The organism is Vibrio sp. A11 (assembly GCF_013048705.1).
GTDB classification, from domain to species: domain Bacteria; phylum Pseudomonadota; class Gammaproteobacteria; order Enterobacterales; family Vibrionaceae; genus Vibrio; species Vibrio metschnikovii.
The window spans coordinates 12707-24068 of the sequence record NZ_VHSI01000015.1; the positions used below are offsets into that span (position 1 = coordinate 12707).

General features: G+C 43.6%; 13 protein-coding genes. All 13 read right to left on the bottom strand.

The window, feature by feature from the left end; genetic code table 11:
* Positions 1 to 20: 20 nt before the first annotated feature.
* On the bottom strand, positions 21 to 887 hold the full coding sequence (gene atpG, locus FKQ60_RS14125; protein ID WP_154169711.1) for a F0F1 ATP synthase subunit gamma: 867 nt from the start codon (positions 885 to 887) through the stop codon (positions 21 to 23).
* 34 nt (positions 888 to 921) lie between these two features.
* Complete coding sequence (gene atpA, locus FKQ60_RS14130; protein ID WP_154169709.1) at positions 922 to 2463, bottom strand: F0F1 ATP synthase subunit alpha; 1542 nt, start codon at positions 2461 to 2463, stop codon at positions 922 to 924.
* A gap of 17 nt (positions 2464 to 2480) precedes the next feature.
* Positions 2481 to 3011: a F0F1 ATP synthase subunit delta gene (locus FKQ60_RS14135; protein WP_154169707.1), complete on the bottom strand. Its 531-nt coding sequence runs from the start codon at positions 3009 to 3011 to the stop codon at positions 2481 to 2483.
* A gap of 14 nt (positions 3012 to 3025) precedes the next feature.
* On the bottom strand, positions 3026 to 3496 hold the full coding sequence (gene atpF / locus FKQ60_RS14140; RefSeq protein ID WP_004397535.1) for a F0F1 ATP synthase subunit B: 471 nt from the start codon (positions 3494 to 3496) through the stop codon (positions 3026 to 3028).
* 70 nt (positions 3497 to 3566) lie between these two features.
* Positions 3567 to 3782, bottom strand: a complete 216-nt coding sequence (gene atpE, locus FKQ60_RS14145; RefSeq protein WP_004397536.1) for a F0F1 ATP synthase subunit C — start codon at positions 3780 to 3782, stop codon at positions 3567 to 3569.
* A 42-nt stretch (positions 3783 to 3824) separates the two neighbouring features.
* Positions 3825 to 4649 (bottom strand): F0F1 ATP synthase subunit A, encoded by an 825-nt coding sequence (gene atpB, locus FKQ60_RS14150; protein ID WP_004397537.1) that lies wholly within the window; start codon positions 4647 to 4649, stop codon positions 3825 to 3827.
* Positions 4642 to 5046: an ATP synthase subunit I gene (locus tag FKQ60_RS14155; RefSeq protein ID WP_072670267.1), complete on the bottom strand. Its 405-nt coding sequence runs from the start codon at positions 5044 to 5046 to the stop codon at positions 4642 to 4644. The genes atpB and FKQ60_RS14155 overlap by 8 nt, the downstream gene beginning before the upstream one ends.
* Before the next feature lie 158 nt (positions 5047 to 5204).
* Positions 5205 to 6098 (bottom strand): ParB/RepB/Spo0J family partition protein, encoded by an 894-nt coding sequence (locus FKQ60_RS14160; RefSeq protein ID WP_158137551.1) that lies wholly within the window; start codon positions 6096 to 6098, stop codon positions 5205 to 5207.
* Between the two features lie 22 nt (positions 6099 to 6120).
* The gene (locus FKQ60_RS14165) at positions 6121 to 6894 is read right to left on the bottom strand and encodes a ParA family protein (protein WP_004397540.1); all 774 of its coding nucleotides are present in this window, start codon (positions 6892 to 6894) and stop codon (positions 6121 to 6123) included.
* Between the two features lie 14 nt (positions 6895 to 6908).
* Positions 6909 to 7541 (bottom strand): 16S rRNA (guanine(527)-N(7))-methyltransferase RsmG, encoded by a 633-nt coding sequence (gene rsmG, locus FKQ60_RS14170; protein WP_170905034.1) that lies wholly within the window; start codon positions 7539 to 7541, stop codon positions 6909 to 6911.
* Positions 7541 to 9436, bottom strand: a complete 1896-nt coding sequence (gene mnmG / locus FKQ60_RS14175) for a tRNA uridine-5-carboxymethylaminomethyl(34) synthesis enzyme MnmG (RefSeq protein WP_154169701.1) — start codon at positions 9434 to 9436, stop codon at positions 7541 to 7543. The genes rsmG and mnmG overlap by 1 nt, the downstream gene beginning before the upstream one ends.
* Before the next feature lie 474 nt (positions 9437 to 9910).
* A complete protein-coding gene (locus FKQ60_RS14180; protein WP_154169699.1) occupies positions 9911 to 10348 on the bottom strand; it encodes an Hsp20 family protein in 438 nt (145 codons plus the stop codon).
* 405 nt (positions 10349 to 10753) lie between these two features.
* The gene (locus tag FKQ60_RS14185) at positions 10754 to 11179 is read right to left on the bottom strand and encodes a GreA/GreB family elongation factor (RefSeq protein ID WP_158137555.1); all 426 of its coding nucleotides are present in this window, start codon (positions 11177 to 11179) and stop codon (positions 10754 to 10756) included.
* Positions 11180 to 11362: the final 183 nt, after the last annotated feature.

Genomic DNA, 11362 nt, shown 5'->3' on the forward strand with positions numbered 1-11362 from the left:
TAGTCTGTTAATTACCTTTGTTAAACCGCTGCTGCGCCGCTAACAATCTCTGACAATTCTTGGGTGATGGCTGCTTGGCGAGCCTTGTTATACACCAGTTGTAAATCATCAATCAGATTACCTGCGTTATCCGATGCTGCTCTCATCGCAACCATTCGGGCAGACATTTCACACGCTAAGTTTTCCACTACGGATTGATATACTTGTGCTTCGATATAACGAGTCATCAAAGTATTCAGTAGTTTGTTCTGATCAGATTCAAACATGTAACTCCAAGCATGCTTGCGACCTGAATCATCTTCTTGCGCTTTCGGCAAAGGTAACAATTGTTCCATCTTTGGTTGTTGAGTCATCGAGTTAACAAACTCGTTGTACACTAGGAACAAACGATCGATTTCACCTTCTTTGTACTTAGTCAGCATAACGCTGATAGAACCGATCAAATCATCTAATTGTGGCTCATCACCGATACCGGTTTTCTGAGCGACAATTTTTGCCCCTATGCCTCGGAAATAAGAACTACCTTTACTTCCAATCATCGCGATTTCAATCGCAGTGCCACGGCTAGAATATTCATTCATATGCGCAACGGCTTTTTTAAACATATTAATGTTTAAACCACCACACAAACCGCGATCGGTGGATACGACGATATACCCAACACGTTTAGCTTCACGTTCTTCTAAGTAAGGATGAGTAAACTCCAAAGTACCGTTTGCTAAATGACCAATGACTTTACGAATTGTTTTTGAATATGGACGAGGCCCTTCCATCGCATCTTGAGTTCGACGCATTTTAGAAGCCGCAACCATTTCCATTGCTTTAGTAATTTTTTGAGTGCTTTTGACACTCCCAATCTTACTGCGAATCTCTTTTGTATTGGCCATCGTTACTCTCCGTTAATTACAATGTGGCTTGTAATTACCAAGTCTGAGTTGCTTTAAAATCTTCCACTAACTTTTTCAACTTAGCTTCAATTTCATCGTTGTAAGCACCCGTCTTGTCAATTTCCGTTTTTAAATCGGCATATTGAGAATGAGCATACGACAGAAGTGCAGATTCAAAATCCAACACTTTATTCAATTCGACATCGCTTAAGTAACCGCGCTCAGCAGCAAAAATAACCAACGCCTGATCAAAAACTGACATTGGTGCATACTGCTTTTGCTTCATCAATTCAGTCACTTTTTGACCATGGTTAAGCTGACGTTTCGTCGCCTCATCCAGATCAGAAGCAAACTGAGCAAATGCCGCAAGTTCACGATAAGCCGCCAGAGCAGTACGGATACCACCAGAGAGCTTTTTGATGATTTTTGTCTGTGCAGCACCACCTACCCGAGATACAGAGATACCGGGATCGACCGCAGGACGAACACCAGCATTAAATAACTCAGTTTGTAGGAAGATCTGACCATCGGTAATCGAAATTACGTTGGTTGGTACGAAAGCAGAAACGTCACCGGCTTGGGTTTCAATGATCGGTAATGCCGTTAAAGAACCGGTTTTACCTTTCACTTCACCGTTAGTGAAACGTTCTACATACACTTCACTCACACGAGCCGCACGCTCTAAGAGACGAGAGTGGAGGTAAAAAACGTCACCAGGGAAAGCTTCACGACCCGGTGGACGACGCAACAATAGCGAGATTTGACGATACGCCACCGCTTGCTTTGATAAGTCATCATAAACAATCAGCGCATCTTCACCACGGTCACGGAAGTATTCACCCATGGCACAGCCAGAATAAGGCGCTAGATATTGTAGTGCTGCTGATTCAGAAGCAGAAGCGACCACAACGATGGTGTTTTTCAATGCACCATGCTCTTCCAGTTTACGTACAACGTTAGCAATGGTTGACGCTTTTTGGCCAATCGCTACGTAGATAGAATAGATACCTGAATCTTTCTGGTTAATGATCGCATCAATCGCCAAAGCGGTTTTACCCGTCTGACGGTCACCGATAATCAGCTCACGCTGACCACGACCGATAGGAATCATCGCATCAACAGATTTATAACCCGTTTGTACAGGCTGATCGACCGATTTACGATCAATAACCCCAGGGGCAATCACTTCTACTGGAGAAGTTAATTTTGCTTCAATCGGACCTTTACCATCAATTGGCACACCTAACGTGTTCACCACTCGACCCAAAAGCTCTGGACCTACTGGGACTTCAAGAATACGCCCAGTACTGGTCACTTTCATACCCTCACTGAGATCAGTGTAAGGGCCCATGACAACAGCACCTACCGAATCACGTTCAAGGTTAAGTGCGAGAGCAAAATTGCCGCCCGGCAGTTCAATCATTTCACCTTGCATCACGTCCGCTAGGCCGTGAATACGGATGATACCATCGCTTACTGATACGATAGTACCTTCATTGCGAGCATCAGAAACAACGTTGAAACCTTCAATTCGCTTTCTGATGATTTCGCTGATTTCCGTGGAATTAAGTTGCATTGCTCCAATTCCCCTAATTAAGACTTCATCACGTCTTTCAGACGATTAATACGACCCAGTAACGAGTTATCAAGGATATTATCCTCTACTCGAATAACGGCTCCGCCAATAAGATTGCTGTCAATTTGGCAATTCAGCTTTACTTTACAGTCATAGCGTTTTTCTAAGTTACTGGTTAAAGTTTCAACCTGTTCATCGCTTAACTCATAAGAGCTCACCACTTGAACTTCTTTAGTACCAGAAGATTCTGTAGCAAACTTTTGAAACTGCTGACATATATCACCGAGCGCCGCTATGCGACGATTTTCCATCAACACCAATAAAAAATTAAGCATGGGTTGATCAAACTGCTCACCCGCAACATCAGCGTACACCTGCAACAATTGTTGTGATTGTAAGCTAAAAGCGGCCGATGATAATTCAGGCACCAACGACATTGTTTTTGCCAATTCGAGCATAGCTGACCACTGTTCAACCATACTGTGTTCACTGGCATAACTGAATGCAGCCTTAGCGTATGGACGAGCAATCGTTGTCAAATCCGACATACAAATGCACTCCTTTATAGCTTCGCAGAAATACTATCAAGTATGTCTTGGTTAGCTGCCTTATCGACAGTTCGTTGAACAATCTTCTCAGCGGCAAGTAAAGCAAGAGTAGACACTTCTTTTTGTAGCTCATTACGAGCTCGCAAAATTTGCGCTTCTAGTTCTGCTTGGCCTTGAGCCAAGATATGCTCACGCTCGTGCGCTGCTTCTTGACGAGCTTCGTCTAAAATTTGAGCTTTGCGTTTGTTCGCTTGCTCAATAATGACTAGCGCCTCTTTTTTAGCAATTTTAAGCTGGTCTGCAGCATTGCTTTTAGCCAGATTAAGGGCTTTATCAGCACGCTCAGCAGAAGCTAAACCATCAGCGATCGTTTTCTGACGCTCTTCTATGGCACTCATCAAAGGAGGCCATACATACTTCATGCAGAACCAAACAAAGATTAAAAATGCGATGGTTTGGCCCAACAGAGTTGCATTGATATTCACACTAACTCTCCTTTATTTTGCTTCTGTTTACCCAATCATCTGTGCGTTTGGGTGACACAAAAAGGACAAGTTATGCAAACAGCATGTACATAGAGATACCAACACCAATCATAGGTACCGCATCAAGCAGACCAGCAATAATAAACATGTTAGTTTGTAGTACAGGGGCCATTTCTGGTTGACGAGCAACAGATTCAAGGAATTTACCACCAAGGATAGCAAAGCCAAAAGCAGTCGCTAGAGCACACATACCTAGTAGTAGAGCAACAACGAAATAAGTTTCCATAATAAAAGTCTCCAGTTTTCTTGGGTTGTTTAAATTAAGAGTTTAATGAGAGTCATTACTTGCCATGCTGAGATAAACTATCGTCAACATCATAAAAATAAAGGCTTGCAGAGTAATAACCAGTACATGGAAGATGGCCCAAATGACATGCGCGACAACGCCTAAGCCACCGAGTACGAAACCAGCACCGTAAGTGATTGCGATCAAAACAAAGATCAGCTCACCCGCGTACATGTTACCGTACAGACGTAGCGAAAGGGATACCGGTTTTGCCAAAAATGACACCGTCTCAAGAACTAAGTTGAAAGGAATCAACGCCCAATGGTTAATTGGATGTAGGGTAAATGCCTTAACAAACCCCTTAAATCCTTGGTATTTGATGTAATAAGCAATTACCAATATCATGACCCCAATAGCCATTGCCAAGGTGATATTCAAGTTAACCGTAGGGAGAATCTTGAAATATTCGACACCAGCCAATGTCATTGCTGTAGGGACATAATCCACTGGCACTAAGTCCATTAAGTTCATCAAGAAAATCCAGACGAAAATGGTTAATGCTAATGGTGCGACCAACTTATCCTTGCCATGAAAAGTTCCTTTGACTAAGCCGTCAACCTGCTCAACGAGCATTTCAACAAAGCATTGCCATTTACCAGGAACTCCCGTGGTTGCATTTTTCCCAACACGATAAAACAACCACAAAAACAGCACGCCTAGACCCACTGAGAACAATAACGCATCCCAGTTTAACGTCCAAAATCCAGCATCCGCACAGCCGTAGTTTGTGGTGATGTTGCCATCAACCAAACAAACTTGAGCGCTTGTGAGGTGGTGCTGAATATATTCCTTCGGAGTATCAGCCATGGTGGTTCCCATTTTTTGCGGTAAGTAGTATAGGTGCAAACCAAAACATCAAGATGGTCAGTTTATAACCTGACATCATGGCACCAGGATGATGCACATCAGTGAGATTAAAAATCAGCACAAACATGATAACGGTTAACACCAGCTTTAAAGCCCACCCCATCATAATAAACCCGAGCATAACCGTACCGTCAGCATCTGGTTTTGGGAGAAAGGCAAACAGTGTATAGACATAGTTACCGATGAGGGCAATCGCTCCACCTTTTAAGATAAAACGCGCTTCATCGGGTCCCCAGTACATATACGTCACGCCTCCGATCAGCAACAAAAAAACCAGCTGAAGGTGAACAACTCGAAATGCCGCCTTAGCTTGCTGACTCTGTGTTGCTATAAACATCAAAAGCACCTGTTTTCTGTATTATTCGCCAAGTTACAGTACGTTAATAAAACATTGCAACTCGGTGAAAAAAGCTTCGAAATTATATATAGGTATCGTAAAAACTCAACTGAAAGCGGGTGAGCCAAGCCGCAGAAAATATATTCTATGACCGATTTTTATGATGCAATCGTATCTAATTGTTTCAATAGCTCGATCAATTGTTCTTGATTTGTAAAATCAATGGTTAAACGTCCTTTGCCATTGACTTGTAACTTTACCGCCATCTTTTTTTGTAATCGCTCAGCCAGTGCAGATAACTGCTGCTCAACCTCCGTAGCCAAGACGGGTGAAACAGGAGCCGCAGGAGCCTCACTAGACCAACGTTTAACTAAAGATTCAGCCTGACGTACCGTTAGTTGCTTGTCGACCATTACTTGTGCACAAGGCTGCTGTTGATCTACAGGTAAAACCAGTAGGCTACGAGCATGGCCCATTTCCAGTTGTTTACTTTCAACGAGACGCTTAACGGCATCATCCAACTGATTTAAACGCAGTAAGTTACTTACTGTGGTGCGCGATTTGCCGATCACATCCGCTACTTGCTGATGGGTTAACTTAAATTCATCTTGTAATCGTTCTAGTGCCTGAGCTTCTTCGATCGCATTAAGATCTTCACGCTGGATATTTTCGATCAACGCCATCGCGATCGCGGCACGATCATCGACCCGCTTGATCAAGCAAGGCACTTGTTTTAAACCCGCCTGCTTAGCGGCACGCCAACGGCGCTCACCCGCGATGATCTCAAAACCACCAAACTCAAGCGGCCTAACCACGATGGGTTGAATAATGCCTTGTGACTGAATAGAAAGAGCAAGCTCTTCCAGTGCTTCTGATGACATATCCTTACGAGGCTGATAAATGCCTGGTTTCAGGCTAGTAATCGATAACTCGATTAACTCACCATCGGTTGACATCGCTTGGCTGTGTGAAGCGGTTTGTTGCTTTTCCCTCGCCATAGAGCTGGTTGCCAGTAAAGCATCTAAGCCTTTTCCTAAACCACGTTTCGACATCTCAGAGCGTTCCTTTTCGGTATTATGCAGGGATTTCTTCGCGACGCAGCATTTCGCCCGCTAAAGCGAGGTAAGCTTTAGAACCCGCGGAATGCTTATCATAATACATGGCTGGTTTACCATGACTTGGGGCTTCAGCGAGCCGAACGTTACGTGGAATAACCGTGCGATACACTTTATTGCCAAAATGCTTTTTCAGTTGATCAGACACTTCATTCGCGAGTCGATTACGTGGATCATACATGGTTCGTAATAATCCTTCGATCTTTAGATTCTCATTGACGACGGCGGCAAGTTTACTGATGGTGTCCATCAAAGCCGTTAACCCTTCTAACGCAAAATACTCACACTGCATGGGCACCAACACCGAATCGGCGGCAGCCATCGCATTGATTGTAAGTAGGTTTAAAGAAGGGGGGCAATCAATAAAGATGAAATCATAGTTATCGCGAACTAATGCCAACGCATTTTTCAAACGTACTTCTCGAGCAAACACTTCCATCAGCTTAATTTCGGCCGCGGTGACATCGCCATTCGCGGCAATCAAATCATAGTAACCCGACGTTTTTCTACACACCACTTGTTCAAATGGTGCTTCTTCGACAAGTAATTCATAAGCGGTGGCATCGACTTGGTATTTATCCACGCCACTGGCCATCGTTGCGTTGCCTTGCGGGTCAAGATCAACCACCAAAACTTTACGTTTTGTGGCCGCCATTGAAGCCGCTAAATTAATGCACGTTGTTGTTTTACCTACGCCACCTTTCTGGTTGGCGATCGCTACGATTTTGCCCACGGTATGCCTCGCTATTATCCCTTGCGCGATAAGATTACAAGATGACGCTCACCTTCCAACTCCGGAACTTTCAAAGCTTTGATGTCGATCACACTGCACCATTCAGGAAGAGAGTTTAGCTCTTCTTGCGGACGTTGCCCCTTTAAGGCTAAAAACATCCCCTGTTTAGCACAAGGTAAGTGATGACACCACTCTACCATATCTAACATGGAAGCAAAGGCACGACTGAGTACGCCATCAAAACCGTGCTCTGGCTTAAACTCTTCTACTCGACTTTGCAGTGCGGTGACATTATCGATTCTCAGCTCATGCAAAACTTGCTTAATAAATCGGATCCGCTTGCCTAAGCTATCGAGTAACACAAACTGTCTATCTGGGTTCATGATCGCCAAAGGAATTCCAGGCAATCCAGGCCCCGTACCTACATCAATAAAGCGTTGCCCCTGTAAATACGGGCTGACCACAATACTATCGAGAATATGCTTAACCAACATTTCCTGTGGATCGCGTACAGAAGTTAGATTATACGCTTTATTCCACTTATTGAGTAACTCTACGTAACCGACCAGTTGCTCACGCTGCTGATCGGAAACGACCAAATCCGTTTGTGCAATCAATGCATCGAGTTTACTTCGTAATGGGTTCATTACGCAGCCTCTCCTTTTTTCAAGAGACCTTGCTTTTTCAGGTGTACTAATAAAATCGAGATAGCGGCAGGAGTTATCCCCGAGATACGCGATGCAATCCCTAATGTTTCTGGCTTCGCCGCGTTTAATTTAAGTACAACTTCATTCGATAAGCCTTTGACTTGCTTATAATCTAAATCTGCAGGCAATTTGGTATGCTCATAGCGCAATGATTTTTCTATTTCATCTCGCTGACGCTGAATATAACCTTCGTATTTAACTTGAATCTCAACTTGTTCCGCCGCTTCACTATCTTCAATCGCTGGAGAAAACGTCGCGATAGACGTCACCTGTTGATAGCTCATTTCTGGACGACGCAACAAATCTTCCCCATTGGCTTCTCGCGAAATAGGGGTTTTCAATAATGCGTTCAACGCCTCAGCATCTGTAGACGTTGGATTAATCCAGGTTTCTTTTAAACGCTGGCGTTCTTGCTGCATATGCTCGACTTTTTGATTAAAACGAGCCCAACGTTGTTCACAAACTAAACCCAGTTGATAAGCTTTTTCTGTGAGACGGAGATCGGCGTTATCTTCGCGCAGCAACAAACGGTATTCAGCGCGAGAAGTGAACATACGATAAGGTTCTTTGGTGCCCATGGTTGAAAGATCATCGATCAATACGCCCATATAAGCTTGATCGCGGCGCGGGCTCCAACCTTCTTTATCTTGGCTATACAAGCTGGCATTCAAACCTGCCATCAAGCCTTGAGCGGCCGCTTCTTCATAGCCGGTGGTACCATTGATTTGTCCAGCAAAGAACAGGCCGTTAATAAACTTGGTCTCGTAAGTCTGTTTTAGATCTCTTGGGTCAAAGAAGTCATATTCAATCGCATAACCAGGTCGAACAATATGCGCATTTTCGAAGCCCTGCATCGAGCGCACAATTTGTACTTGGACATCAAACGGCAAACTGGTCGAGATACCATTAGGGTAAAGCTCGGTTGTTGTTAGTCCTTCAGGCTCAATAAAAATTTGGTGGCTGTTCTTATCTGCAAAGCGCATCACTTTATCTTCAATGGATGGGCAATAACGCGGACCAATCCCTTCGATAACTCCGGCATACATCGGGCTACGATCCAAGTTATTACGAATCACATCATGGGTTTTTTCATTAGTGTGGGTAATAAAACAAGGAATTTGACGTGGATGTTGCTCACGATTACCCATGAATGAAAAAACTGGCGTTGGATTATCGCCGTGTTGTGCTTCTAGCTGGGAGAAATCAACACTACGTGCATCAATTCGTGGCGGAGTACCCGTTTTTAAACGATCGACACGGAATGGCAGTTCACGTAAACGATGAGCCAAAGCGATCGAAGGAGGATCCCCAGCTCGACCGCCTGAAAAGTTTTCTAATCCTATGTGGATCTTGCCACCAAGGAAAGTCCCTACCGTCAATACCACCGATTTAGCGTGAAACTTAAGGCCCATTTGCGTGACAACACCACGCACATGATCTTGTTCAACGATCAAGTCGTCGGCTGCCTGCTGAAACAGGGTTAAATTCGGCGTATTTTCTAATGCATGACGAACATAAGCTTTATAAAGTGCACGATCTGCCTGAGCTCGAGTTGCACGAACCGCTGGACCTTTAGAAGCATTTAAAGTTCTAAATTGAATACCTGCATGGTCAATGGCTTGTGCCATTAAACCACCCATCGCATCCACTTCTTTGACTAAATGGCCTTTACCAATTCCGCCGATCGCGGGATTGCAGGACATCTGGCCTAAAGTATCGATATTATGAGTCAGAAGTAACGTACGCTGTCCTGTACGAGCGGCTGCGAGTGCGGCTTCCGTTCCTGCGTGACCGCCACCAACCACAATGACGTCAAATGTTTCGTGATAAAGCATGAACGACCTCAGGTATTTATTGAGATAGGGATAAACAAAAGAGACGTATTCTACCTTCTTTCCTAAGCAGAGAAAATCGGTTTTCGAGTTTTTTACTTCACGCGTTATTTAATAATATAAAGAAAGATCTATAGAGAGATCTTTTATTAGATCTATTATTACGCAAGATGATCTCTGTGGATAAGCGGGAAATGATCAACAAGATCATGATCATGTTAGCGATCAGATCATGTGTTCAGACACTGATCAAATCGCGTATTAGCTGGGATCAAAAAAAGGTTTTATGCACAGGCATAAAAAAGATCTTCAGTTTAAAAAGAATAACTATAGGTTAATCACCGTATAAAGACATACTTATCCACAAGTGTTCGGAGAGTCAACCAAGTGAATAGGGATAAAAAGTGATGGGTATGAAGAGTGAAAAACGTAAAAAAGCGGCCGAAGCCGCTTTTTTGTTGTTTCTGAGAGTAGGGATTACTGATTTTCTAATAGATGATGCTGATTAATGGCAATCTTACGCGGTTGCATAGCTTGTGGTATTTCTCGTTCTAAGTCGATATGCAATAAACCGTTTTCAAGCCCTGCTCCCATCACTTTTACGTAGTCCGCTAATTGGAATTTACGTTCAAAATTACGTTCAGCAATACCTTGATAGATATAGTTGCGGTTGTCTTCTTGCTGACGCTCACCGCGAACAATTAAGGTATTTTCTTGTTGAGTAATATCGAGTTCTTGCTCGGCAAAGCCAGCAACCGCCATTGTGATACGGTATTTATTGTCTTCTTGTTGCTCGATATTGTAAGGAGGATAACCCCCTTGAGTATTTTTGTTACTGTTTGCTTCCATCATATTTAATAGACGGTCAAAGCCAATCGCGTTGCGGTATAAAGGAGTAAAATCGACAGTTCTCATAATGCTATCCTCTTAGTAAGCAATAGTCTTAACGAGTTTCGTTAAGGATGAGGCTTATTGTTAACAACTAAGCTCATCAAGATTAATGTTGATGGACGGGCTTACCTCAGTGAGCGTAACGCCAATCCAAGTTGAGGCCCTTGCGGCATCCTCTTCACTACTTTATATAAGGTCAGTCGTTGGACTTTCAAGAGTCGCGTATCGATTTTTTTTAAAAAAAAGCCTAATCGGATGATTAGGCTCAGGGAGAATCGATTAGCTAAGAAAACGTTACTTGGCGCGACTTTTACGTGCTTTTTCTACTCCGTTTTCTGAGGCTTTTTCTTGTTTCAATTTACGCTTTTCCTTTAAGCTTAATTGAGGTTTCTTCAGGTCTTTTTTACTCATGAGTGAGATCTCCTTCATTTACTGACAAAGTAAACAACCACATGGTACAGATGTACGTCGAGGTTGGTATGACTGACGGGTAACTTGGGTGATAACAAAAGAGTGTCGTTGGCCGAGCAGTAGCAGACTAATCACTTCTTGCTCAGTTCGGCCAAACAGTGCGGCTCCTAAGTAGGAATCGACCGCAATATAGCCCACGGTATGATCACAACGATGATCTGCAACCAGCTTGATTTTAAAAGGACTGTTAGTGGCTACATCCAATAGGTGTACGGTATCACCTAAGCGAATGCTGGTGGCTCGAGGGCAATGCGGGGTATTTTGCTGCTCTTGTCGCTCGAACAATTGAATGAGGAGCAAAGGGGATTGGTAGGTGATAAACCCACTGGTTAGCCACCACATGCGTAGCGTTTGTAGCCATGATCGATAAAAGCGGTAAAGCATAGTGATTTCTCCTCACTCCTGATAACAAGACAGCCGTTAAGTGTCTCCCGAGAGCAAGTTTGCTCTCGGTCTAAACCAGAAATGCCATCACTATTCCTCCTGCAAACGTTGTGTGATTCCCTGTCACGGCTAGTGACGATTGGGCTATATCATGAAGTCTGTTGACTATAGCGAGTTAAAAAA

What these genes read in the sequence shown, in the direction of transcription:
- atpG (WP_154169711.1), bottom strand. Translation starts at nt 887, where the DNA reads ATGGCCAATACAAAAGAGATTCGCAGTAAGATTGGGAGTGTCAAAAGC.
- atpA (WP_154169709.1), bottom strand. Translation starts at nt 2,463, where the DNA reads ATGCAACTTAATTCCACGGAAATCAGCGAAATCATCAGAAAGCGAATT.
- FKQ60_RS14135 (WP_154169707.1), bottom strand. Translation starts at nt 3,011, where the DNA reads ATGTCGGATTTGACAACGATTGCTCGTCCATACGCTAAGGCTGCATTC.
- atpE (WP_004397536.1), bottom strand. Translation starts at nt 3,782, where the DNA reads ATGGAAACTTATTTCGTTGTTGCTCTACTACTAGGTATGTGTGCTCTA.
- atpB (WP_004397537.1), bottom strand. Translation starts at nt 4,649, where the DNA reads ATGGCTGATACTCCGAAGGAATATATTCAGCACCACCTCACAAGCGCT.
- FKQ60_RS14155 (WP_072670267.1), bottom strand. Translation starts at nt 5,046, where the DNA reads ATGTTTATAGCAACACAGAGTCAGCAAGCTAAGGCGGCATTTCGAGTT.
- FKQ60_RS14160 (WP_158137551.1), bottom strand. Translation starts at nt 6,098, where the DNA reads ATGTCGAAACGTGGTTTAGGAAAAGGCTTAGATGCTTTACTGGCAACC.
- rsmG (WP_170905034.1), bottom strand. Translation starts at nt 7,541, where the DNA reads ATGAACCCATTACGAAGTAAACTCGATGCATTGATTGCACAAACGGAT.
- mnmG (WP_154169701.1), bottom strand. Translation starts at nt 9,436, where the DNA reads ATGCTTTATCACGAAACATTTGACGTCATTGTGGTTGGTGGCGGTCAC.
- FKQ60_RS14180 (WP_154169699.1), bottom strand. Translation starts at nt 10,348, where the DNA reads ATGAGAACTGTCGATTTTACTCCTTTATACCGCAACGCGATTGGCTTT.
- FKQ60_RS14185 (WP_158137555.1), bottom strand. Translation starts at nt 11,179, where the DNA reads ATGCTTTACCGCTTTTATCGATCATGGCTACAAACGCTACGCATGTGG.